Raw genomic sequence first — 24,002 nt, forward strand, 5'->3', positions numbered from 1 at the left:
TTCACCCAAACGCAAAAAAGCACAGGAATCTAATCTTCCCGTGCTTCTTTCCATCGAAACTACAAAATCTACTCGATCTCCGGCTGAATATGCTCCGCGATCAATTGTTGCTTGCTGGTCCAGACCTTCTCACTCAGATTCACCCGGTACACCTCTGGATTGAGCTTACGCAGATATTCCGGCCAGAACAGATCCTTCTGCTCCCGATGGTAACGGCGAACTTCATTCAGATCCGGCAAAGTATAGACCTGGAAGCCGTTCACGTAAATCGGCTCAAGCATAGGCAGCGCTTCATAACGCTCCACATACTTGTGCATGTATGGATGCAGCGGATTAAACAGCTTCACCCGACCGCCGTTTCGTGGAGCTTCCTCTTCCGGGAAGCAGATATAATCTGCTAGCGCTTTACCATTTTTCCCGATAATCCGGAATACGTCCTTGCTGCCTGGTGTGGATACTTTTTCAGGGTTAGAAGAAATCTTGATTGTCGGTACCATTTCTCCAGTTGCGGACTCAATTTCTACCAGCTTATAAACTCCACCCAAAGAGGGTTGATCCGAAGCCGTAATCAATTGTGTGCCTACACCCCATGTGTCGATGGCTGCACCTTGCAGCTTCAGATCCATGATTGTATTCTCATCCAGATCGTTGGACGCCACAATCTTCACATAATCTAGCCCCGCTTCATCCAGCATATTCCGTGCCTGCCGGGATAGATAGGCCAAGTCACCGCTGTCTAAACGGATACCGATCATCTTTTTACCTTGAGCTTCAAGCTTTTTGGCGGTTCTAATCGCATTCGGCACACCACTGCGCAACGTATCGAAGGTATCAACTAATAGTGTAACTTCATCCGGCATCACCTTAGCATAAGCATCAAAAGCTTCCTGCTCGCTGCTGAAGCTCTGAACCCAAGAATGAGCATGTGTACCTTTGGTAGGGATGCCAAACATTTTACCTGCCAGCATGTTGGAGGTTGCATCAAAGCCGCCGATATAGGCCGCTCTAGCGCCCCAGACCGCCGCATCCGCTTCTTGTGCCCGACGGGTACCAAACTCCAGGAGTATATCATTCGGAGCTACCTGCTTGATTCGGGAAGCCTTCGTAGCGATCAGCGTCTGGTAGTTCATGAAGTTCAGAATAGCGGTCTCCACCAGCTGCGCTTCCATGATCGTCCCTTCCACACGGATTAGCGGTTCATCCGGGAAAATCAACGCCCCTTCTTTCATCGAATAAACGTTGCCCTGAAAATGAAATTGCAGCAATTCTTCCAAAAAGGCAGGAGCGTAATTTTCTTCTTGCTCCGACAAGTAACGGATATCATCTTCGGTAAAACGCAAGCCGCCGATGTACCCAACGATACGCTCTAGTCCTGCGAACACGGCATAGCCGTTTCCGAAAGGCAATTTGCGGAAATAAGCTTCAAATACAGCTTTTCGCTTATGGCTTCCATTCACCCAGTGAGCATACATCATATTGATCTGATATTTATCTGTATGTAGCGCAAGTTCTCTCTTCAAGTCCTCATCTCCTAATATCCACGTTGCTGTATGTGTATGTTTTTTATAGTATTATGCCTTAACAACGTCTGCTCCTAAACTTCCCCGGAAATGATTTAGTGCCCATTTATGTCCATCCGCGTTGAAGCTGGCGACCGCATCTTCGTGCACAGTAATAGTAAAACCTTTGTTATATGCATCCACCGCAGTGTGCAAAACACATATATCTGTACATACGCCAATCAAATGAAGGTCAGTAATGCCACGTTCCCGCAGCTTAATCTCCAGATCAGTTCCACTAAAAGCGCTATATCGAGTTTTGTCCATCCAATAGATGGAATCCTGGTCAGCTTCATAAACAGTTTTCAAACTTCCATAAAGCTCCCGCTCTCTAGTCCCTCGTACATTGTGAGGTGGAAACAGTTTACTCTCGGGATGATAAGGATCATTGTCTTCATGTAAATCCACAGCCATTACAACATAATCGCCATTTTGGACAAACTCAGACGTTAATTGGCTGATTCTTGGCTCGATATCGATTGCAGGCTGCCCAACCGGTAAATTCCCATCGACAAAATCATTGGTAAAGTCAATTACTATTAGTGCTCTCATGAGAATCGTCCCTCCCCTGATTTAAGACACTACGTATAAATGGACAACAATGGCTCGTGATCTGTAAACATATACAACTGAGCCGGGCGTTGTGAGTATTGATTGGAGCTGAGTGCATTGCCCTCTTCATCTCTCACTTCTTTTAATATACCCTGACGGCTGCGTGTTGACGTGATTTTACGAATAAAATTTGGTTCTTTAAATTCTGGCACTACTGTCTGAATTACCTGATAAAGCTCACTTAGCGTAAAATGCCTAGGCAAAAACTGTCTTGCTATCGTTGTCTGCAGCATTTGCTGTTGGATACGTACGTATGCATCCTTGATGATTTCATGGTGGTCAAAAGCGAGCTCCAGTTCTTCTAACGCTTCCTGCAACGTAAATAAACCCACTTCACCCGCATCGTCGGAAGCTTGTCTTTGCTCCAGCATCCACTCTTCTACTAAAGCGAAAAAGGCATGACTGATAATCCATCCCCGAGGGTCGCGGCCAGGTGTACTATAAACCCCAAGATATTCTAAGTGACCTCCATCAACACCGGTCTCTTCTTTCAGCTCACGAGTTGCAGCATCATATATAGACTCATCTTCCTGACAGAATCCGCCTGGTAGAGCCCACATGCCTGCACATGGCCATTTTTTCCGTCTAATTAACATTACCTTCAACTCACGTAAAGGCAGCGTCTTGGTGACCGTCTTCCGCTCGCGTTTGGTAAGTGTAAACATTACAATGTCGGCCGGAACACCATCCGGTGTACGATATTTTTTGGCGTTATAGGTTAATTCCCCATTGTCGCTCATAATTGCCCCATCCTTTTCCGAAGCTGTAGTTTTACTTATTCGTATCTTTAAATGTACCAAACATGTTCTTCATAAATCAACAGATGAATTCCATTATTTTACATTATCCTACAAAAAAGACTATATGAGAAACGACGTTGTCGTTGAATTATAAGGATTATGTATTTTCATGTACTTTACTTCTACCTCTTATATTGAAATAAAGGGACGGATCTGCATCCGCCCCCTGAACTGAGTGTGGGTTATCCGCATGTGGTCGGAGGCGCTTCAGTGCCGGCTTCCACATTTATTTTTTCCGAAACGGTATCTCTAATCACGGAAATTACCAGCTGAAGCAAATAATTAATGTCGCTCTGGCTTTGCTGAAATTCGTTCACGACTGGAATACCGTCGATCTCATCTTGCAGCACTTCAATTTCACGTTCAATTTTGGCGACCATATCTTTATTATTGAAGCTTTCGAAGGCCACGATTTCTTTTTGTTTTTTCTTAATGGTCGCAATCAGTCCTTGCACACGCTCGTGATTAAGAATTTTTTGCTCAGCCTGCTGAAAATGGCGTACCTCTTCACTGGTTGAGATTAATGATGCTAGTTCTTTAGCTTTGCCCATAATATCCTCGCGAACGATCAGATCACGGGTATTATAAGTTTTCATTCCATATTTATTCAACTGTTGTTCTTCTGTACTCATTAGTCATCTCCCCATTCGTATGTGATTAATGAACAGCTGCGGCCTCAACCACAATATCCCCTTTAATGTACCATGTTTTGGTATCTGTAATTCTCACGTTCACAAATGTGCCGATAAGCTCCTTAGGACCTTCAAAATGAACCAGCTTGTTAGCGCGGGAACGGCCGGAAAGGACTTCGGAGTTATTCTTACTCTCCCCTTCAACCAGCACCTCTACAACTTCATCCAGCATTCGGTCATTAATAATCCGGCTGTTCTCTTTGATGAGATCATTTAATCTTTGCAGACGTTCACTCTTCACCGACATCGGTACATTATCTTCCATCGCCGCTGCTGGTGTGCCCTCACGTGGAGAATAAATGAACGTATATGCCATATCATACCCAACCTCACGCACAAGCGATAGGGTATCTTCAAATTGCTCATCAGTCTCCCCAGGGAAACCAACGATAATATCGGTACTTAATACAGCATTCGGCACACTTATCTTAATCTTGCGTACTAATTCCAGATAAGCTTCCCGGGTATATTTACGGCTCATTTTCTTAAGAACGGCAGTACTTCCCGATTGAACCGGCAGATGGATATGCTCCACCAAGTTGCCGCCTTTGCCCAAAACCTCAATCAATTTATCGTCAAAATCTCGTGGATGCGATGTCATAAAACGAATGCGCGGAATATCAATCAGACGCATATCATCCATCAGGTTCCCGAAGGTGTAATCAATATCCGTAAAGTCTTTACCGTAAGCATTTACGTTCTGCCCCAATAGCGTTACTTCCTTGAAGCCTTGGCGCGCAAGCTCTCTCACCTCAGCGATAACGTCCTCTGGACGACGACTGCGTTCTTTACCGCGTGTAAACGGTACGATGCAATACGTGCAGAACTTATCACAACCATACATAATGTTCACCCAAGCGCGCATGCCTTCCCGCTTCTTCGGCAAGTTCTCAATAATGTCGCCTTCTTTGGACCATACCTCAACCACAAGCTCCTTACTAAATACCGCTTCTTTAATGAGGTGTGGCAACCTGTGAATATTATGCGTACCGAAGATCATATCCACGAAGCCATGCTTTGACATAATCCGGTTGACTACGCCTTCCTCTTGCGACATGCAACCGCATACCCCTAACAACAGACCCGGCTTCTCGATCTTCAGGTTCTTAAGATGTCCTAGCTCTCCAAATACCTTATCCTCGGCGTTCTCCCGAATCGCACAAGTATTCAGCAAAATGAGATCCGCGTCATTCCGGTCAGCGACACTGCGGTAGCCCATCTGTTCCAATAGGCCCTTCATCGTTTCCGTGTCATGCTCATTCATTTGGCAGCCATAAGTCGTTATATGATAATATTTGCCCACTCCGAAATTCTGCATCTCTTCAGGAATCTCGAAATCATAATGCACTTCTATTTCTTCCTTGCCGCGCCGTTTTCCTTCTTTATAGTCAGGCTGGCTATTAATTTGCACATTTCTTCCTTTAATCCGGTAAGTAACCTTACCTTCCTCTTCACTAATTACCTTTGCATCACTAAAATCAAAATATTTCGAATAATCCTTAGAACCCTTGCCGGATTTTAAGTCCGGTGAGTTATGGTTCCCCTTTGTCATGCTGTTTTCACGTCCTCTATTGTTCAACAATTATTTTTATACTTTGCTAATTTAAAATTATAACATAATGCTGGCCTAACATAGAAGTGCCCGGTCTATTAATGATGTAATGAAGCGTTGCATATCGACAAAAAAATACCCCGCCAACGTTTGGCAGGGTCAAGTTCTATCATATTAAGGGGGGTATGCTACTATTATAAGCAGATACACTACTCTTGAAACAGTTACACAACCTCTTACCTAAAAAAATAGTCATTGTATATTCTGCTAGTTTTAGTAAAGCGTATTCGTCGCTTCAGGAGTAAATGGGATGATTTCGTCTATCGCTCCACTTTGTACTTTGGCAGGCCAAGCAGGATCGCTAATAAGCGCTCTGCCCACTGCAACCAAATCAAACTCCTCCCGATCGAACCTTTCAGTTAACTCGTCAATATTATCCTCAGGCTTCTGAGCTTTATCTTCCTCGAAGAAATCGCTTTGCAGGCCAATAGAGCCTACTGTAATACACGGCTTCCCGGTAAGCTTCTTAGTCCACCCAGCTAAATTAAGATCAGAGCCAGCAAATTCAGCTTGACTGAAGCGTCGGGTCGAGCAATGAAAGATATCTACACCCGCTTCGCTAAGCGGTGCCAGGAAACTTGCAAGTTCTTCTGGAGTCTTCGCCAGCTTCTCATCATACGCCCCCAGCTTCCACTGGGAAAAGCGCAGCACGATTGGGAAGTCTGGTCCAACCGCTTGACGGCATGCTTTAATGATCTCGACAGCGAATGTTGTTCTTCCTACCAAATCGCCACCGTAACGATCGGTACGTTTATTCGTTCTATCCCAGAAGAACTGGTCTATCAGATACCCATGTGCGCCATGCAGCTCAATGCCATCAAAGCCAACGCTTTTGGCATTTGCCGCCGCTTGAGCGAAGGCTGTTACTAAGCTTTCAACCTCTTCTGTGGTCAGCGGCTCTGTCACCGGCTCACCTGCTAAATTCAGACCCGAAGGGCCTACAGGAAGGGCTTCAACGTTAGGATACTCGCCGATTGTACGCGCCATCGCCACATGCCAAAGCTGCGGGATGATCTTGCCGCCAGCTGCGTGAACCTCTTCCACAACCTTCTTCCAGCCTTCTAAAGATGCTTCTTCATGTATATTAGGAATATCTTGGTGACTGACAGCCGCTGGATGATTTATCGCAGTACCCTCAGTAACAATTAATCCCACTCCACCCTCTGCACGTCTACGATAATAAGCGGCAACATTGCTTCCCGGCACACCCTTCGGAGACTGCGCGCGTGTCATCGGCGCCATTACAAATCGGTTCGACAGCGAAAGATTCCCCACTTGAAAAGGTAAAAATAGTTGCTCTGTATTCATATGTTACCTCCAATTTATTAATTGATTACTTTAAGTAAGCTTATTATCTACCCAAAAGATGGGAAATGCAAATTTTAAGAAAAAGACAACAAAAACCGGACCTCGCAGAATCTACGATTGCCCGGTTTCACCAAATTATAATGACTCTCTAGACTTCAAGAATCCCCGCTTTAGGTGTAACTCCAAATGCTTTAGCTAAATCCCATAGCTGTTGGTCTGTGATCTTTTGTTTGATTTCTCTACCGCCAATCAAGTTGTAGATCGTCGCAGCCTTTTCAACCGTTTCTACTAGACCAAAGGTAGCATCCATGGTGGAGCCAGTGCCAAAAATCCCATGCTGCGGCCAGATGACTAAACGGTGATCCTTCATTTTTTTGGCAGTCTCACGGCCGATTTCACTGCTGCCCGGAACAATCCACGGAATAACACTGACGCCATCAGGGAAAACAACAAGGCACTCTGTGCACATTTCCCATAACGTTTTGGTAAACTTCAGTTCGTCCAGATCATGCGTGAAGGTCATCGCGATAACATTTGTAGCATGTGTATGCAGCACGATACGGTGTGTGGGATCTACTTTCAGACGTTCAATATGACTCATAAAATGCGAAGCGAGCTCACTCGTAGGAACTGCACCATTCCGCAATCCCCACAATACTTCCACACTTTCGCCATTGCCGCTAACCCTTAACACACCCAGATTCGCTTCAGGGTCTTTAATCACATTTCTGAAATATTTGCCCGAACCTGTTACGATAAAATACTTGCCTGCTAATTCTTTTACGGGAAAGGTGAGTTTGATCGTGCGCAACGGCTCCAGTACATTAATATACTTAGCCACCTCATTCTCATCCAGTAAATAGCTGACATTCCCACCATTCAGTTCATCCCAGCCAAGCTCCCACATATGACGGGTGATCTCTGACATTTCCTGAATAAATGGAGCTTCACTGCTGGCAATATAACCTTTTGATTCTAACAAGGATGTACTCATAGTCTATTCTCTCCTTTGTATTTGCTGCTCTCCGTATCCACTTCTATCTTAAAGACAAAACGTCTTGTTCATAATTTTTCACTTCAGTAAGCCATTGCTCACGCACCGGTGTACCTTGTGATGCACAGTAGTAATCCCAGACCGCTCCAAACGGATACGATTTGAACTCTTCTACCAGAGCAAGACGTGAAGTATAATCCCCGGACCGCTCGATTTGCTTAAGTTCTTCCACTGGTTCCAGCATCGCACGCAGCAACGCCTTAATAGTGTTGCGGGTGCCAATGACCCATGCCGCGAGATGATTGATACTGCCATCAAAGAAATCCAATCCAATATTCGTACGAGGAAGTAAATCCCCGCGAACCAATTCACGGGCGATTTCCAGCAGCTCATCATCCATTGTTACCACATGGTCACTGTCCCAGCGGACAGGTCTGCTGACATGCAGCAGCAGCTGCTCACTGAACATCAGAATCGAAGATAATTTATTCGAAATCACTTCTGTAGGATGAAAATGTCCCGCATCCAAACAGATCGCTTTTCCATTTGTTAAACCATAACCCATATAGAATTCATGAGAGCCAACCACATAACTTTCAGAACCAATTCCAAACAGTTTACTTTCCAAGGCATCCATATTATAAAGCGGATCTATTTCCTGACTAAAAATCTCATCCAGCGACTCTTTTAAACGTACTCTCGGAGCTAGCCGATCTACTGGCGTATCCTTATATCCGTCTGGAATCCAAAAGTTCGTCACACAAGGCTGACCCAGCTCCCGCCCAAAATGCTCAGCGATCGTACGCGAAGCTTTACAGTGTCTGATCCAGAAATTCCGAATCTCCGCGTCCGAATGACTGAGAGTGAATCCATCGGCTGCTTTCGGATGTGAGAAACAAGTAGGGTTAAAATCAAGTCCTAAGCCCTGCTCCTTCGCCCAATCCACCCAGGATTGAAAATGTCGTGGCTCTAGTTCATCCAAATCTACAGGTTCATCTGTATCTGCGTAAATAGCATGCAGGTTAACCTTATGTTTACCAGGAATAAGAGATAACGCCTTTTCTAAATCTTGACGTAGTTCATCTGGTGTACCCGCCCGGCCCGGATAACTTCCCGTTACCGCAATGCCCCCGCTTAGTTCTTTTTCCTTAAAAAGAAAACCTTTTACATCATCACCCTGCCAGCAATGTATGGAAATTTTAATTTGCGCGAGTCGCTCCAGCACTTTATCCACATCAATACCGTGGGCTGCGTATAGTTTTTTGGCTTCGTTATAAATAGTGATAATGCTCTGATCCATGCTGTTTATCCTCCTAAATTAGTGCAACGTCTGTTTCGCTTAGATAAGCTCATTCACCTTGGACAGATGAAGGCTTCTCCAGCGATTTAGAATGTTATTAAAATGCTTGATCGGCTGCGGAATGTATGATGTTATTTCAAAAGATTGTTCGATAATAGCTCTTGCCTCAGTTATGTCTGCAATGGAATCTGTGCTAATCATCTGCACTACTATATTTCCTAGAGCAGTCGCTTCCGTTGGTCCAGCCTTTACTTCCCTGCCGATAACGTCAGCGGTTAGTTGGCATAAAAGCCGATTGTTCGCCCCGCCGCCGACAATTTGCAATCCCTCGATCCGACGTTCTGTCAGCTCCTCCAACTCTTCCAAATAAGTTAGATAGGATAACGCCAAGCTGTCAAAAACACAACGTGCTAACTGTCCAGGTGTCTCCGGAACGGGCTGCCCACTCTCCATACAGGCACTGCGGATTTCTTCTATCATGTTCGATGGATTAAGAAACCTTGGTGCATTACAAGGGATCAGGCTGCGAAACCCCTCTTCTCCCTGTGCAAGCTCTGCAAGCTCCGCAAAACTATAACAATTGTTCAGTAATCTGCGAACCTCTTGAATAAGCCATAAGCCCATTACATTTTTGAGGAATCTATAAGTTCCGTAGGCTCCCCACTCATTGGTGTAGTTAGCCTGCATGGCTTTTAGAGAATTTAGAGGCTCCGTTCTTTCTACACCGAGTAAAGACCAAGTTCCACTGCTGATATAAGCTGAGCCTTCTTGAAGTGGAGCACCTAGCACTGCTGAGGCCGTATCATGGGAAGCCACACAGATCAGCTGGCATTCAGGCAGGTCATATTGTTGGATTAAAGCTTCGTCAAGAGGACCAACCACTACACCAGGCTCAGTTAATTTTGCAAATTGATCTTTCCTGATATTCAAAAATTCTAATAGGTCATCGTCAAAATCCCGGCTTTCCAGATTCAACAGCTGTGTTGTAGATGCAATCGTAACCTCGTTGATTTTACGGCCAGTCAGTCGGTAATATAGATAATCTGGTACAAGTAAAATCTGATCCGCTTGCGCTAGCTCTTCTTCTTTATGAACATATAACTGATTCAAGGTATTGATGGATAACTGCTGGATTCCTGTCTTTTCATAGACGGTTTGTGGTGAAAGCTGCTGTGCCACCTGATCCACAGCCAGATCCGTTCTGCGGTCCCGGTAGGCGTATACTTCATGAACACGATTCCCGTCCGCATCTACCAGCACATAATCTACACCCCATGTATCAATACCGAGCGTACAGGTAGTAATTCCATCGGTTTTAGCCTTCCGAAGCCCGATCATAATCTGCTCTACTAAATAATCAATGTCCCAGAAACAGGAACCCTCTTGTTCCGTAAAGCTATTGCTAAAGCGATGAAGCTCTTCTAAGGAAAGAATACCTTCTTGCAATATTCCGCGCACCAGCCGCCCACTTGAGGCACCGATGTCAACGGCGATGTGATTATTCATAAACAATCTCCTATGATAAGGGGTGATTTATAATATTTTTTTGAACAGTGTAATAACTTCTTCTTTAGTAGGAATAAAAGGGTTCCCTGGTGCACAAGCATCCTTCATCGAATTTTCAGCCAAAAGATCAAGATCTACTTCTTCTACACCAAGCTCGGATAATTTGGCTGGAATCCCTACTTCTTTAGACAACGCCTTGATCGACTCAATTACGAAATCTGCGCATTGTTTATCCGTTTGGTTCTCTACATTAAGTCCAATCGCTTTAGCAATGGATCTGAATTTCTCAGGCACATATTTGGCATTTTCTTCTTCCACAAAAGGCAGCAGCATCGCGTTACATACGCCGTGCGGCAGATCGTATACGCCGCCCAGCTGATGCGCCATCGCATGCACATAACCAAGCCCCGCATTATTGAAAGCCAATCCGCCAAGGAATATCGCGTATACCATCTGTTCACGCGCTTCGATATCATGGCCATTCTTCACAGTACGAGCCAGATTAGCAAAAATAAGCTCCACTGCGGCTAGTGCCGTAGCATCGGTTACCGGATATGCTCCCGGCGTCACCAGCGCTTCAATCGCATGAGTCAATGCATCCATACCCGTAGCCGCGGTAAGTGCAGCGGGTTTATCAACCATAAGCTCAGGATCGTTGACTGAAATCGTCGCAAGGCTGTTCTTATCTACCATAACCATCTTCACTTTGCGTTCTTCGTCTGTGATTACATAGTTAATGGTCACTTCAGCCGAAGTACCAGCAGTGGTATTCACGGCGACAATCGGCAGTGATTTATGCTTAGACTTGTGTACACCTTCATATTCTTTGATATGACCGCCATTTGTGGCAATGATACCAATGGCTTTGGCAGTATCCTGTGGTGATCCACCGCCAATGGAAATCAGATAATCACAATTCTGCGCTTTGAGATAATCAACGCCATCGTGGACATTTTTACAGGTCGGATTGGGTTTCACTTCATCATAGATGGCATATTCAATCCCCGCTTCGTCCAATACCGTCAGCAATTTACCAGCAATGCCACTTTTCATAAGGAATTTGTCCGTAACAACAAGCGCCTTTTTTAATTTAAGCTCTTGGATGTATGGACCAATCTCCTGCAAGCATCCCTTGCCCATAATATTGATCGATGGAACATAATACACATGCGTGCTCATGCTTGACCAGCCTCCTAAAGTTAATTTATCAACACCAAAGTTTTACACACAACTCTGCAAGCTAGAGCGTAGTATTCCGGCTGCAGCGCCTCAGGCTGGCCTCTAAATCGCAACTGGGCCGGCTCTGGTATCTTTCAAATCTAATTACCACTACAGGACTTCTTTTCTCCTTCATCGTATGCCCGCAAATCTTTGTTGTCAACATTTTAAATATTATTTATGTTGTTTTTATTTGTTTTATATCCGTTTCGTGAATATTATTGGAAAACAAACATGATTTTACGTTGATTTTATTGCAAAACACAGATATTTGGAGCTATGATTAAGGAATATAAAGATTTCGGAAAGGTGATCCCTATGCTTGCAGCTGAAAGACGAAAAAAAATAATCGATCTTGTTCATCAGGATAAACGAGTATTAGTCTCTGATCTAAGCCGGATGTTTGAAGTTACAGAAGAGACGATACGCAGAGACTTGGAGAAGCTGGAGAAGGATGGAATTCTAAGCCGAACCTATGGCGGGGCCATGCTGAATCGTCACACGAACGAGGATTTGCCTTTTGTTACACGCAATGCGCTGAATACAGATATCAAACGGGGAATCGCCCTTAAGACGCTAGATTTAATCAATGATGGAGATACGTTAATGGTGGATCCTAGCTCCACAGCCTTTGAGTTTCTAAAACTGCTTGGCAATAAAAACAATCTGACCATTATCACGAACTCAATTAATATCTTGCATGAGTTCTCGAATTCTGGGATGGATATCATCTCTACCGGAGGTTCTTTACGTTACCGATCCATGTCACTCGTGGGTCCTGTAGCACATGACACCATTCAAAGATACAATGTGGACACTGCGGTTATCAGTTGTAAAGGAATAGATATGGAGCGAGGCATCACAGATTCTAATGAACCGGAGTGTGAGCTCAAGAAATATATGCTACGTCAAGCTAACAAGGTCATACTCCTGGCCGATCACACCAAATTCGATAAGACCGCCTTTACGAAGCTGATCGAGCTTGGCCAAATCGACTTTTTGATCACAGACCGCCAGCCTTCTGAGGTTTGGTTGAAGCGCCTGAACAAAGAGAATATTGAGCTTCTCTATTAATCGGGCTCAAACGCCTTCGCAGCCCTTTTAAAAATGCCGTTCCCCAATGAGTAATGGGTGACGGCATTTGTTGTATGGAGATGATTATCTTTTTGTATAAACCTGAGAGATTGGGACTACGTTGACTGTTGATTTGGGATTTTCGCGTTGCACTTGCGTTGTAGTTTTTTTCCTGCAAATATATATAAGCGCTGGTGGAAAATTCAGCAGCACCCACTTCGTGTGTAGGATCTCAAAATGCTGGCTCAACTCTGTTTTCATCCGCGGAAAATATTCATAGGTTATAAACCACCCTCCTTCTTTTAAAGAAGAAATGATCTGTTCCATAAACCTAGTGCGGTCTGGCTTCGAGAAATTCATCAAAGACAAACTACTCACGATACAATCCAGCTTCTCCAGACTGCTGTTATGAAGCGCAAGACGCAGCCGGAGACAATCGTTGTTGCAGAAACATCCGGGGAATTCCTCTCTTAACTGACTGCGAAAATCAGGATCTATTTCAAATAGAAGAACATTCATACCGGTCTTTTCTCCACGCGGAATAAACCTTGTGATTGCACCAGTCCCCGCACCCAACTCAGCCATAGAATGCACTTGGTTCCAAGGCACTGGATCAAGCAACGTCTGGGCCAGCCAATGTGAACTGGGAGTTACACTACCATATTGTCGGGGCGCATGCAGAAATTTATTTAGAAAATGAAGTCGCTCACGAATTCCACTTTGCATGAAATCTCCCCCTTGCTTCCTAACTTACCCTTCTACCCCTAAAATATGTAAACTGCATTAAATTCGTACTCCATCTATACTTCCCATTATCTATTCCCCTTAAAATAAAAAGCCCAAATTTCTCCGCAACATAAATTGCGGGAAATTCGAGCTTGTAAACACTCAATTCAGAGTCGGCCAATCTTATTTAGTTTCCACAGCGTGTCCGCCGAATTCGTTACGCAGTGCAGCAACTACTTTTCCAGTGAATGTGTCGGTCTCAAGGGAACGGTAACGCATCAATAACGCCATAGCGATAACCGGAGTCGCCGCTTGTAAATCAAAGGCGGTTTCAAGCGTCCATCTGCCTTCACCAGACGAATGCATAATGCCCTTAATCTCATCTAGTTTAGCGTCCTTCGAGAAGGCGCGTTCCACAAGTTCCATCAGCCACGAACGGATTACAGAGCCGTGATTCCACACCCGAGCTACTTCCTCAAAGTTGTAGTCAAATTCACTCTTTTCCAGAACCTCAAAACCTTCACCGATAGCAGCCATCATGCCGTATTCGATACCGTTATGCACCATTTTTAGAAAATGGCCGCTACCTGCTTTACCAGCATATAAAAAGCCGCTTTCTACAGCTGTATCACGGAAAATAGGCTCCACAACTTCCCAAGCTTCGGGATCTCCGCCAACCATGTAACAAGCGCCATTACGCGCCCCTTCCATACCGCCAGAGGTACCTGCATCCATAAAGTGAATTCCGTGCTCCTTCAATTCCTCATACCGACGAATCGATTCCTTATAATGCGAGTTTCCTGCTTCAATAACGATATCACCTTTAGACAACTGTGGAGTAAGTTCAGCGATTACAGAATCAACGACCTGATGCGGAACCATGATCCAAATGATTCTTGGTGTTTCCAATTGCTGTACCAATTCTGGAAGCGTTACTGCTCCACTAGCGCCTTTAGCTTTCATTTCTTCTACAGCAGGTGCATTCAGATCAAAAGCAACAACCTCATGTCCATGATCCAGCAAATTTTGACCCAAATTAAAACCCATTTTTCCTAACCCAACTAATCCTACTTTCATGTAAATTCCCTCCGATTTATAGATTCTTGTGATGTATTTTAGCTAAATTGGCAAAAAAAACAGGCAGGGGCTTAAGCCCCTGGCCGTATAGATTCCTGCGCTGCTGCAACTTCTGCTTGAGCGTCGAGAAGATCTGACTCCTGATCTGTATCATCAAACCACCAGCGGTCTTCACCCAAAAGCTCCATAGCCGCATCTGGACCATAAGAACCTGAAGCATAGGTATGAAGTGGCATTAGCCCCTCTTCCATAGCTTCCTGGATTGGTGTAACCCATTGCCATGACAGCTCGACTTCTTTCCAATGAGCGAAGAAAGTGGCGTCACCACGAAGTGCATCAAAGATCAGATTTTCGTAAGCTTCTGGTACGTCTGAAGTTCCGGCTTCATAAGTAGCGAGGACAGGTTCAAGTTTCCCTTTTTGCAGCTGATCCTTCGTATTCAACTGAAGCGTAATGGCTTCAGTTGGACCGATCTCGATGATGAGCAGATTTGGAACGTCATTCCCTTTATTTTTGTTATTGTTATCATTAAACGGTTCTTTAAATTCTATAACGATTCTTGTTGATTTCTCTTTCATTCTCTTGCCAGTACGGATATAGAACGGAACTTCATTCCACAATGGATCATCTATAAACAAACGCGCTGCAATAAACGTCTCATTTTGTGAGGATTGGCTAATTCCGGGTTCATCCAAGTAGCCTGCAACAGATTTACCTTTAATTTCACCTTCAGCATATTGTCCGCGGACAACATATTGATTAACTTCGTCTTTACTTAGCGGAATGAGGCGCTCCATGACATATCTTTTCTTCCCACGGATCTCTTCAGGTGTACTGCCTTTTGGAAGCTGCATCGCCATCATCATGAGCAATTGAAGCATATGGTTCTGGAACATATCACGAAGTGCCCCAGCTTTATCATAATAGCCTGCCCGTTCTTCAACGCCAACAATCTCACTCGCCGTAATTTGCACATTTGCGATATACCGATTTTTCCACAGTGCTCTAAGCACAGGATTTGAATATTTTAGAACTTCCAGATTCTGAACCATCGGTTTACCCAAGAAGTGGTCAATTCGGAAAATCTCCTCTTCAGTAAATACGGCATTCAAGCTGTCATTTAACTCTCTTGCTGTTTGCAAGTCTGTACCAAAAGGCTTCTCAATAATCAGACGCTTCCAGCCCTTCGTAGATCCCAGACCACTGGAGTGAATATTGGCGGCAATTTCCTTGAAAAACTCAGGACCCACCGATAAATAGAACATCCGATTCTCCGGAATGTTAAAAAATTGCTCACGACGTTTAACATGCTCCAGGAGCTTCAAATAATCCTCTGTATTACCTACATCTAGAACGCTATATTCAAAAGCTTCCAAGAAAACCTGCAACTGTGGAGATTCTACTGCCGGCTGTCTAGAAAATGTCTGCAAAGATTGCAGGACTTGCTTACGGAAAGCTTCAGTTGAAACTTCTCTTCTTCCTAATCCAATCACTGAGAGAGGACCTGAAATTTGACCATCTAAAAAGAGGTTATATAGTGCAGGATAGATTTTACGTTTTGCTAAATCTCCTGTAGCGCCAAAAAGCACAAATGTTGATGATTCCACTTTCATTCCTCCCGCTATTATATATTATTTATTAACTTACTTTTAATTACTAGCATACTCAGTAGAATCAATCATACGACTGATATTTTTATTCGTCAACCTCATTTCGACATTTACGAAAAGTTATTATTTTCACAAAGCTTCGAATTGGTAATTATGATTAATGTCACACCAATTATCTTATTGGATTATTCGTATTAATTTACTAGGAAATAATCCGCAAATAAGATAACAATCCGCTCCCAGCATGGCTTTTGGCGTTCTGAATTTACACACTCTGATTTAAAATTCTTCATCCAAAGCTGTTTACAACATAAACAAAATTCCCAGTCGCTTAAATAAGCTCATCCTTCCACTGTGTTTCAAACTAACTTTTAGTAATGGAGTGGTTTGGTCTCGCGCGCCTCGAAGAAGACTATGCGATTTGATACCAAGTTTGGGAATTAAGCATAAAAAGTGACTGCTTCGAGGAATATTACTTGAGAATACTTCGAAGGAATTTTCGCTGAGCACATTGGAGTGATTTGGAGTCTGTGAAGAGAACGATTGGGGATGAGATGACGTTTGCAAAGAGTACCATTGGGGATAGGTTAAGCGAACCTTGTGAAATGAAGTGAACCATTAGGATTGTCCTGAAGTTTGCTAGGTGAACCGTGTGGATGTCTTGAAGTTTGCTAAGTGAACCCTGTGGATGTCTTGAGTTTGCTAGGTGAACCATTGGGAATGTCCTGAAGTTTGCTAAGAGTACCCTGTGAGTGTAGTTTGCTAAGTGTGCGCTTTGGGGGATCACTTAAAAGTTCGCATAGAGCGTCTTTAGATCCAGTTTGGAGTAACATTTATGTTTACCCGCATCTCCGGCTGCGGCGAGATCAGACCTTGGAGACCTTAGACGTCGATTCTTACTCATCTGCGGTGGTTTTATGTCCACACCATGGAGGAAACGGACTCAGGTGCCCTCAAACGTCGATTCGTTCTCGTCTGCCGATGCTTTATGTCCACACTAACTATGGGTTCGGACTCAGGAGACGTTATTTCGCAGATTTAGCCCATTTCGCCATGCTATCGGACCCAGATGCAGCTATTAAACCTAATTCGCTCCTCTCTGGAGCAAAAACTTGGCTATAAGAGCTATGCAGTCCGATAATTCTGAAAAATGCTCCAAAAACACCAAATAGCTGCAATACAGTCCGAACGGTAATGTAGTATCTTCAATCTTGCTAGTCCGGACTCAGATGACCTCAGACGTCAATTCGTTCTCGTCAGTTGAGGCTACATGTTTTCACTAACTATGGGTTTGGACTCAGGTGACATTCTACTTCGATACTTACTCGTCTGCGGAGGCTTCGAGTCCTCGCCATCGATAGTCCGGACTCAGGAGACGCTATTTCGCAGATTTTGGTCATTTCGCCATGCTATCGGACTCAGATGTAGCTATTGCACCAAATTCACTCTTCTTTGGAGCAAAAACTTGGTAATAAGAGCTATGCGGTCCGATACTTCTGAATAATGCTCCAAAAACACCAAATAGCTGCAATACAGTCCGAACGGTAATGTAGTATCTTCAATCTTGCTAGTCCGGACTCAGATGACCTCAGACGTCAATTCGTTCTCGTCAGTTGAGGCTACATGTTTTCACTAACTATGGGTTTGGACTCAGGTGACGCTATACGTCGATACTTACTCGTCTGCGGAGGCTACATGTTCTTGCCATCGATGGTCCGGACTCAGGAGACGCTATTTCGCAGATTCAGGTTATTTCGCCATGCTATCGGACTCAGATGCAACTATTCGACCCAATGTACTCCTCTTTGGAGCAAAAACTTGGCTATAAGAGCTATGCAGTCCGATAATTCTGAAAAATACTCCAAAAACACCAAATAGCTGCAATACAGTCCGAACGATGATGTAGTATCTTCAATCTTGGCTAGTCCGGACTCAGATGACCATAAACATCGATTCATACTCGTCAACCTAGACTGGATGTCCACACTAACTATGAGTTCGGACTCAGGAGACGTTATTTCGCAGATTTAGCCCATTTCGCCATGCTATCGGACTCAGATGCAGCTATTGAACCAAATCCACCCCTCTTTGGAGCAAATACTTGGAAATAAGAGCTATGCAGTCCGATACTTCTGAATAATACTCCAAAAAATCTAAATAGCTGCAATACAGTCCGAACGATGCTGTAGTATCATCAATCTTGGCTAGTCCGGACTCAGCTGACCTTAAACGTCGATTCGTTCTCGTATACGGACGCTGCAAGTCCTCGCCATCAATAGTCCGGACTCAGGAGACGCTATTTCGCAGATTTAGCCCAGTTCGCCATGCTATCGGACTCAGATACAGCTACTCGACCAAAAAGTGACCTCAAACGTCGATTCGTTCTCGTATGCTAAGATTGCAAGTCTTCACCATCTAGGGATCGGACTCAGGAGACCTTACACGTAGATACCTCGTCATCCCCATGGATCAATTAGATCCGGAAGTCCTTATAACGCAGATTCAAACCACCTCACAATAGACTAGTTACCAGCCAAGTTTACAATGCCATTTGTTTAGAGCCGGTACATTAAGTGTTATAGTTAATGAACATAAGATTTTTCATTCAGTTCACGAAAGGAAGGAGTATTTTCATGAATATGGAGCAATGGGAACGAATTCGGACGGGACAGGGATTTATAGCTGCCTTGGATCAAAGTGGTGGCAGTACACCAAAAGCGCTGCTGCAATATGGTGTTGCAGAGGACAGTTACTCTAATGAAGATCAAATGTATGGGTTGGTTCACGAGATGAGAACGCGCATTATCAAGAGCCCTGCATTTGATTCAAAGCATATACTGGGTGCAATCTTATTTGAGAACACAATGGATCGTTCCATAGACGGGCAATATACTGCCGATTTTCTATGGGAGAAAAAAGGGATTGTGCCTTTCCTGAAAATCGATAAAGGTCTTGCCGACCCTGAAGACGGAGTACAACTAATGAAGCCTATTCCCGGCTTGAGTGATCTTCTGAAGCGGGCCAACGAACGTAACATCTTTGGTACAAAAATGCGCTCGGTGATTAAAGAGGCTAATCCTTCCGGTATCAAAAAGGTGGTTGAACAGCAGTTTGAAATCGGTAAGCAGATTTTAGCAGCGGGACTCGTACCTATTATCGAACCGGAAGTTGATATCCACAGTGCTGATAAAACGGCTTCAGAGAAGCTGCTAAAAGAAGAACTATCGGCCCAATTGTCTGCGCTGGGCAAAGACGTGAAGGTCATGCTTAAGCTCTCCATCCCAACGGAGAATAATTTCTACCGTGAATTAATGGAGAATCCTCATGTTTTGCGAATTGTCGCTTTGTCCGGCGGTTACACACAAGCGGAGGCCAACGATAAGCTCGCCCATAATCAAGGACTGATCGCCAGCTTCTCACGTGCGTTATCGCAGGGACTAAGTGCTGGGCAGTCAGAAGAAGAGTTTAACGCGCTCCTCTCCAAATCTGTAGAAGCGATTTATGCAGCCTCTATTAAATAAGATCCTCATTTAAACCATCACATAAAAAGAGCTGTTTCCCTGACAGGTGTTCCCTGCTGGGTAGCAGCTCTTTTTTTATGATGAGAATTTACTTTAAAAGTCTAGAACTTTCAGATTAAACGCCATTCTGTCTACTCATTCAGCCCACACAAGCATGCAATGGGTTTGTTAAAGTCCCTTACATCTTATCTAAGGACCACACCTGTAGCTAAAACACATTAATCAACCACTTCTCTGTTGTTTCTTGGTACACCATCCATAATTCCTGTTTTTAATCCAGTGCATTTCTTTACCCAATAATTTCTTGATCTTACGCAAAACAGGCTTCCACCACGCATGTAGGCGAGATAGAAACCTAATCGATTACTTCTATGTTATCTTAAATCGAAACCACGAGGATTAATGCAATTAAAGCTGGCAGTCCTTGCATAAATAAAATAGACTTTTTCACCGTCAGTCCTCCATATAACGCTGCCACTATAACAGTTGATAAGAAGAAGATTTCAATTTGATGGCCGAAATTTACATTCGGATGAACCAATCCCCAAATTAAACCTGCCGCCAAGAATCCATTGTATAACCCTTGGTTCGCTGCCAGTGTTTTAGAAGCATCCGCAACTTCCTGTGTCATTCCAAAGACTCGAAGCCCTTTTGGCTTTGACCAAGCAAACATTTCTAAATAAACAATATAGATATGTATTAACGCAACAACACCGACCATAATATTAGCTACCCATACCATCAAAATAACCACCTTATTTTAATTTGTGTACAATTTAATTGTATCACATTAAAACTCAAAAGTGTATACAACATCTCATAAACAATTCGACGCTAAAAAAGAATAGCCATAATCTTCAAAAAAAAGACTACCGCTATTCCATACGTAATGTTTTATGAAATTCTAAAATACTTTTGCAGCAATATAAACGGTTACGCTATTGTAAAAACCATAAAGAGAGCCATTGCTCCAGACGAAATTGCTAGGATCTGAAATTCCCGTATTTTGAGACGCTTGATGTCCATGTTTCTCTGACCATAGACCTGAGCTATTTTGAAGCATGAAGTGGTAATCAACGTTATCCTCAGGAATATCGACTTTACCATTACCATTTGAGTCGATCCATCCCACTCTTAGTGCAATTCGATGTTCATCGGAATTAATCGCTGCAGTTCGGCCCGGAAGTATCCGCCAACCCGGTTTAAAGTATAAAGGATTCGTATTGCCATCTTGAACCACAAGACCAGCAGTATAATACACGTTAGTAAAATAGGCAGGATCTCTGACATTTGAGACCCCGTCTCCATCACCAGGGTTGATTGCCCCTGGAAATCTTAAGGCATAACCATAACAGTTAATCCCATAACTATTTTCGGCTGTATACGGCCACGCATGACCATAAGCGGAAGCTAGAGTTGCTTGCGGAGCATCAGGTTCAAAAGTAGGTGTTATTAGCTCCGGTGCTAACAATTCATTATTAATAAGATTGTCATCTGCCGGGGGTACAAAGCTTGATGACTCTTTGAGTTCTCCAACTGTAGTAACATTTCCTTGTGTGTCCACAATAATCGTATCGTCGCCCTTCCATTCTCCAACCCAAACCTTTTCCGGTCCAGAAGTTTGGACTTCTTTCAAATTACTCACGTCGACGTCGATGGGTGCGGCCATTGCAGCAGAGGACAGGGCCAGATTCAGTAAGAGCGTGCAGGTTATTGCGACTTTATAAGTCTTTTTCAAAATCATAAACATCCCTTTCTATGTAAGATAAGTAAAAATTAACATTTTATCCTAAAATAGACTATGAAGAATGTTATGGTTTTTCCGAACACCTATAAAGCTTTATATTCAAAATAGTCAAAATAAGCCGGCTTCGCTTGCTGATCCAAATCCTGAGCACATACCCCGACATAGGAACCGGTAAAGCCAAGCTTGCCGCCATATTCATCCGAAAGCGTACCAAAATCTAAGGGAGTACAGACAGCTGTCCAATTCACCCCGTCTGATGAAGCATAAAACAACAGATCACGTCCATGGATATCCACCTTCAGGTAATAACGATCCCAATCTTTCACAGATAGCTGCATAGAGGAAATCTCATCGTATTTGCCACCTCTACACAGCACAACTCCCAAACTAGTTCCACGAATCTCATCTGCGGTAACACGCAAATAATAGTAATCACTGTCATCATAATAGAGGACTAACCCAGCCATTTGCAGGAAGCTATTCGGCTCGAATTCCAGACAGGTTGTAGCTGAGCATTCAAAATGTTGAATCGGCCGGGCAATTAAACTCTGATCATGCAGTGAAGCTAATGACTCTCTGCCGCGCAGACGAAGAAAACCCGGACGTTCCTTCAAGCTAACCCAAGATTCATCAAAAGGCACACGCAAGCTTTGGTATGGAAATCCAAGAACCTCTCCATCAAATTCATCTCTGTTTGGCAGCTCCTCAAAAGTGAATATCGGCAGGTCAGGAGCCATGGTCTCCAATGCAGGCAGCTTCCCTCCGTGGGCCAATCGCAACCAGCCATCCTCTGTCCATTCACAGCGTTGAATAGCAGTTTCCCGGCCTAACGGATTCATCGTTGACGTTCCCGGAATCGGACGTGTGCATAAATGCGCCATGTACCAGTCCCCATTCTGAGTCTCTACGAGCGATCCGTGCCCTGCTTGCTGAAACGGGTAGGTCAGATCATGCGCCGTGGTCATAATCGGGAAATCCGGATCAGTCTCATAAGGACCTGTGAGGCTTCTGCTTCTAGCTAAGGTGACCATATGGTTGATGCCAGTGCCTCCTTCAGCTGTCAGTAAGTAATAGTACCCATCCTTCTGGTACAATTGCGGACCTTCGGTCACTCCGATAGGTGTCCCTTTATAAATTTCATGGATAGGTCCCGTTAATTTGCCAGTCTCCGGGTCATATTGCTGCATAATGATGCCAGAGAAGTTATTGTGATTTTTACGGAAATCCCAACGCATATTAAGCAGCCATTTGGTCCCATCCAGATCATGGAATAAAAATGGATCAAATCCGCTGCCATTAAGTCTAACCGGCTCACTCCACGGGCCCATGATATCCGTCGCTGTAATTAAATAATTATGCAGATCTTTATATACACTTTTGCGAGATTTCACATCTGTAAATAGCAGATAAAATACGCCTTGATCATAAGAAAGCGCTGGTGCCCAAATGGAACCAGAGCTTACGTTACCACGCAGATCTACTTGTGAGGCTTCTGTCAGAACACGTGAAATGGAATGCCAATGAACTAGATCCTTGGAATGATGAATTTCTACACCTGGAAACCATTCAAAAGTAGATGTTGCGATATAATAATCATCCCCTACTCTAATAAAAGACGGATCTGGATGAAAACCTGCCAACACCGGATTAACAATTTTTTGCGTCATAATGTTACCCTCCACTACCGGATTTTTCATAGTTTAACGTATTTATTGTATCGCTTTCATAACGATTAAAGTTATAATGAGATATAAGAAAATGTTTGTATTTTGTCATCTTGGAGGGCCTATGAAGCAGCTGTTCGAACCTGTTGTTTTTGAAGAACATAAGACCTTGATTTGGGATTATAAAATATATACCGACGACTATTACAAAGGTTATTATCACTGGCATCAATGCTGTGAAGTCATGTTCGTGTATGGCGGACAAGGAAACGTTGTTGTGAATCAGCAGATGTACGATATCCGCAAGGGAATGTTATTCTTTTTCCAGCCCTATCAGCTGCACCGGATCTATTCTGAGGTTTCTCCCGAATGTCCTTTTGAACGAACTATCTTCTACATTGATCCACATGTTGCTGAACACCTGCTGGAGGGTTTTACGAAAAGGAAGGCTTTATTCACAGCGCTTTGGCAAGGGAAAAATACACATTGTGCCTTTGATCTTAAGGATCACGTTGAGTCTGTGGAGTGGATTCTGGAGCAATATAATCACAATAAAAAAGTCAGTCTGACTGAGGATACCGAAGACATTTCACTGTTAATTCTTCAATTATTGAGCAATATAGGAACTGAAGATCAGCATGTATTCCAATCCGGAGAACGGCGAACCTTGCGCTATTCTGAGAAAATCATGAGTTTTATCGAAGAGCATTATCATGAGGAGGTTAATCTGGATCAGTTAGCTGAGGAGATTCACTTGTCCAAATCCTATATCTCTAGAATCTTTCATCAGGAAACCGGAGGAAGGCTTGTTGATTATCTGACTGCCCGCCGGATCAAACAGGCCTGCCGCTTATTAGGAACGACAGACCTGCCTGTGGAGCAAATCGGAATCACTGTTGGTTTTCCAAATGCCTCTTATTTCAATCAACTGTTCAAAAGAGTCCTAGGGACGACGCCATTAAAATATAGAAAAAGTAATTAG

At 43.8% G+C, this 24,002-nt stretch carries 19 protein-coding genes; 3 read left to right on the top strand and 16 right to left on the bottom strand.

What is annotated here, in order from left to right; translation table 11 throughout:
- Nucleotides 1-68: 68 nt before the first annotated feature.
- From MKY54_RS17885 to MKY54_RS17930, 10 genes are all read right to left on the bottom strand, one after another.
- The gene (locus MKY54_RS17885) at nt 69-1,520 is read right to left on the bottom strand and encodes a nicotinate phosphoribosyltransferase (protein WP_076128292.1); all 1,452 of its coding nucleotides are present in this window, start codon (nt 1,518-1,520) and stop codon (nt 69-71) included.
- Nucleotides 1,521-1,571: 51 nt separating this feature from the next.
- Nucleotides 1,572-2,111: an isochorismatase family cysteine hydrolase gene (locus MKY54_RS17890; RefSeq protein WP_339187346.1), complete on the bottom strand. Its 540-nt coding sequence runs from the start codon at nt 2,109-2,111 to the stop codon at nt 1,572-1,574.
- Nucleotides 2,112-2,140: 29 nt separating this feature from the next.
- Complete coding sequence (locus MKY54_RS17895; protein WP_036688055.1) at nt 2,141-2,911, bottom strand: NUDIX domain-containing protein; 771 nt, start codon at nt 2,909-2,911, stop codon at nt 2,141-2,143.
- 242 nt (nt 2,912-3,153) lie between these two features.
- A complete protein-coding gene (locus MKY54_RS17900; protein ID WP_076128288.1) occupies nt 3,154-3,603 on the bottom strand; it encodes a YlbF family regulator in 450 nt (149 codons plus the stop codon).
- Nucleotides 3,604-3,628: 25 nt separating this feature from the next.
- On the bottom strand, nt 3,629-5,215 hold the full coding sequence (gene miaB, locus MKY54_RS17905) for a tRNA (N6-isopentenyl adenosine(37)-C2)-methylthiotransferase MiaB (RefSeq protein WP_076194685.1): 1,587 nt from the start codon (nt 5,213-5,215) through the stop codon (nt 3,629-3,631).
- 273 nt (nt 5,216-5,488) lie between these two features.
- Nucleotides 5,489-6,583: an NADH:flavin oxidoreductase gene (locus tag MKY54_RS17910; protein WP_339187348.1), complete on the bottom strand. Its 1,095-nt coding sequence runs from the start codon at nt 6,581-6,583 to the stop codon at nt 5,489-5,491.
- A gap of 148 nt (nt 6,584-6,731) precedes the next feature.
- The gene (rhaD, locus tag MKY54_RS17915) at nt 6,732-7,577 is read right to left on the bottom strand and encodes a rhamnulose-1-phosphate aldolase (RefSeq protein WP_036688060.1); all 846 of its coding nucleotides are present in this window, start codon (nt 7,575-7,577) and stop codon (nt 6,732-6,734) included.
- A 43-nt stretch (nt 7,578-7,620) separates the two neighbouring features.
- Entirely contained in the window at nt 7,621-8,877 is a 1,257-nt protein-coding gene (rhaA, locus tag MKY54_RS17920; protein ID WP_076281686.1) for an L-rhamnose isomerase, read from the bottom strand.
- 39 nt (nt 8,878-8,916) lie between these two features.
- Nucleotides 8,917-10,383: a rhamnulokinase gene (rhaB, locus tag MKY54_RS17925; RefSeq protein WP_076281685.1), complete on the bottom strand. Its 1,467-nt coding sequence runs from the start codon at nt 10,381-10,383 to the stop codon at nt 8,917-8,919.
- Between the two features lie 27 nt (nt 10,384-10,410).
- On the bottom strand, nt 10,411-11,562 hold the full coding sequence (locus MKY54_RS17930; RefSeq protein ID WP_076219347.1) for an iron-containing alcohol dehydrogenase: 1,152 nt from the start codon (nt 11,560-11,562) through the stop codon (nt 10,411-10,413).
- A gap of 357 nt (nt 11,563-11,919) precedes the next feature.
- Here MKY54_RS17930 and MKY54_RS17935 point away from each other — a divergent pair, with 357 nt between their 5' ends.
- Nucleotides 11,920-12,675: a DeoR/GlpR family DNA-binding transcription regulator gene (locus MKY54_RS17935; RefSeq protein WP_339191226.1), complete on the top strand. Its 756-nt coding sequence runs from the start codon at nt 11,920-11,922 to the stop codon at nt 12,673-12,675.
- An 84-nt stretch (nt 12,676-12,759) separates the two neighbouring features.
- Here MKY54_RS17935 and MKY54_RS17940 read toward each other — a convergent pair whose 3' ends face one another.
- From MKY54_RS17940 to zwf, 3 genes are all read right to left on the bottom strand, one after another.
- Nucleotides 12,760-13,401 carry a methyltransferase gene (locus MKY54_RS17940; protein ID WP_076194673.1) on the bottom strand — a complete coding sequence of 214 codons (642 nt, stop codon included), beginning with the start codon at nt 13,399-13,401 and terminating at the stop codon, nt 12,760-12,762.
- Nucleotides 13,402-13,584: 183 nt separating this feature from the next.
- Nucleotides 13,585-14,478 carry a phosphogluconate dehydrogenase (NAD(+)-dependent, decarboxylating) gene (gnd, locus tag MKY54_RS17945; protein WP_036688068.1) on the bottom strand — a complete coding sequence of 298 codons (894 nt, stop codon included), beginning with the start codon at nt 14,476-14,478 and terminating at the stop codon, nt 13,585-13,587.
- Between the two features lie 71 nt (nt 14,479-14,549).
- Nucleotides 14,550-16,085: a glucose-6-phosphate dehydrogenase gene (gene zwf / locus MKY54_RS17950; RefSeq protein WP_339187351.1), complete on the bottom strand. Its 1,536-nt coding sequence runs from the start codon at nt 16,083-16,085 to the stop codon at nt 14,550-14,552.
- A 2,636-nt stretch (nt 16,086-18,721) separates the two neighbouring features.
- Here zwf and MKY54_RS17955 point away from each other — a divergent pair.
- Nucleotides 18,722-19,609 (top strand): fructose bisphosphate aldolase, encoded by an 888-nt coding sequence (locus tag MKY54_RS17955; RefSeq protein WP_076309256.1) that lies wholly within the window; start codon nt 18,722-18,724, stop codon nt 19,607-19,609.
- Between the two features lie 379 nt (nt 19,610-19,988).
- Here the strand turns inward: MKY54_RS17955 and MKY54_RS17960 are convergent, their stop codons facing one another.
- From MKY54_RS17960 to MKY54_RS17970, 3 genes are all read right to left on the bottom strand, one after another.
- The gene (locus tag MKY54_RS17960) at nt 19,989-20,351 is read right to left on the bottom strand and encodes a DUF1304 domain-containing protein (protein WP_076128270.1); all 363 of its coding nucleotides are present in this window, start codon (nt 20,349-20,351) and stop codon (nt 19,989-19,991) included.
- A 162-nt stretch (nt 20,352-20,513) separates the two neighbouring features.
- Nucleotides 20,514-21,347 (bottom strand): hypothetical protein, encoded by an 834-nt coding sequence (locus MKY54_RS17965; protein WP_339187354.1) that lies wholly within the window; start codon nt 21,345-21,347, stop codon nt 20,514-20,516.
- 92 nt (nt 21,348-21,439) lie between these two features.
- Entirely contained in the window at nt 21,440-23,023 is a 1,584-nt protein-coding gene (locus MKY54_RS17970; RefSeq protein ID WP_339187357.1) for a glycoside hydrolase family 43 protein, read from the bottom strand.
- A 121-nt stretch (nt 23,024-23,144) separates the two neighbouring features.
- Between MKY54_RS17970 and MKY54_RS17975 the strand changes: the two genes are divergently transcribed.
- Nucleotides 23,145-24,002 carry an AraC family transcriptional regulator gene (locus MKY54_RS17975; protein WP_339187360.1) on the top strand — a complete coding sequence of 286 codons (858 nt, stop codon included), beginning with the start codon at nt 23,145-23,147 and terminating at the stop codon, nt 24,000-24,002.

It is taken from the genome of Paenibacillus sp. FSL P2-0121, from assembly GCF_037975345.1.
In the GTDB taxonomy this organism is placed as follows: Bacteria; Bacillota; Bacilli; order Paenibacillales; family Paenibacillaceae; genus Paenibacillus_AQ; species Paenibacillus_AQ odorifer.

Excerpts from the sequence above, each read along its gene's own strand:
- MKY54_RS17930 (WP_076219347.1), bottom strand. The coding sequence starts at position 11,562 with ATGAGCACGCATGTGTATTATGTTCCATCGATCAATATTATGGGCAAG.
- MKY54_RS17890 (WP_339187346.1), bottom strand. The coding sequence starts at position 2,111 with ATGAGAGCACTAATAGTAATTGACTTTACCAATGATTTTGTCGATGGG.
- MKY54_RS17935 (WP_339191226.1), top strand. The coding sequence starts at position 11,920 with ATGCTTGCAGCTGAAAGACGAAAAAAAATAATCGATCTTGTTCATCAG.
- rhaA (WP_076281686.1), bottom strand. The coding sequence starts at position 8,877 with ATGGATCAGAGCATTATCACTATTTATAACGAAGCCAAAAAACTATAC.
- MKY54_RS17940 (WP_076194673.1), bottom strand. The coding sequence starts at position 13,401 with ATGCAAAGTGGAATTCGTGAGCGACTTCATTTTCTAAATAAATTTCTG.
- MKY54_RS17975 (WP_339187360.1), top strand. The coding sequence starts at position 23,145 with ATGAAGCAGCTGTTCGAACCTGTTGTTTTTGAAGAACATAAGACCTTG.
- MKY54_RS17900 (WP_076128288.1), bottom strand. The coding sequence starts at position 3,603 with ATGAGTACAGAAGAACAACAGTTGAATAAATATGGAATGAAAACTTAT.
- MKY54_RS17955 (WP_076309256.1), top strand. The coding sequence starts at position 18,722 with ATGAATATGGAGCAATGGGAACGAATTCGGACGGGACAGGGATTTATA.
- rhaB (WP_076281685.1), bottom strand. The coding sequence starts at position 10,383 with ATGAATAATCACATCGCCGTTGACATCGGTGCCTCAAGTGGGCGGCTG.
- MKY54_RS17895 (WP_036688055.1), bottom strand. The coding sequence starts at position 2,911 with ATGAGCGACAATGGGGAATTAACCTATAACGCCAAAAAATATCGTACA.
- gnd (WP_036688068.1), bottom strand. The coding sequence starts at position 14,478 with ATGAAAGTAGGATTAGTTGGGTTAGGAAAAATGGGTTTTAATTTGGGT.
- MKY54_RS17970 (WP_339187357.1), bottom strand. The coding sequence starts at position 23,023 with ATGACGCAAAAAATTGTTAATCCGGTGTTGGCAGGTTTTCATCCAGAT.
- MKY54_RS17910 (WP_339187348.1), bottom strand. The coding sequence starts at position 6,583 with ATGAATACAGAGCAACTATTTTTACCTTTTCAAGTGGGGAATCTTTCG.
- rhaD (WP_036688060.1), bottom strand. The coding sequence starts at position 7,577 with ATGAGTACATCCTTGTTAGAATCAAAAGGTTATATTGCCAGCAGTGAA.
- miaB (WP_076194685.1), bottom strand. The coding sequence starts at position 5,215 with ATGACAAAGGGGAACCATAACTCACCGGACTTAAAATCCGGCAAGGGT.
- MKY54_RS17960 (WP_076128270.1), bottom strand. The coding sequence starts at position 20,351 with ATGGTATGGGTAGCTAATATTATGGTCGGTGTTGTTGCGTTAATACAT.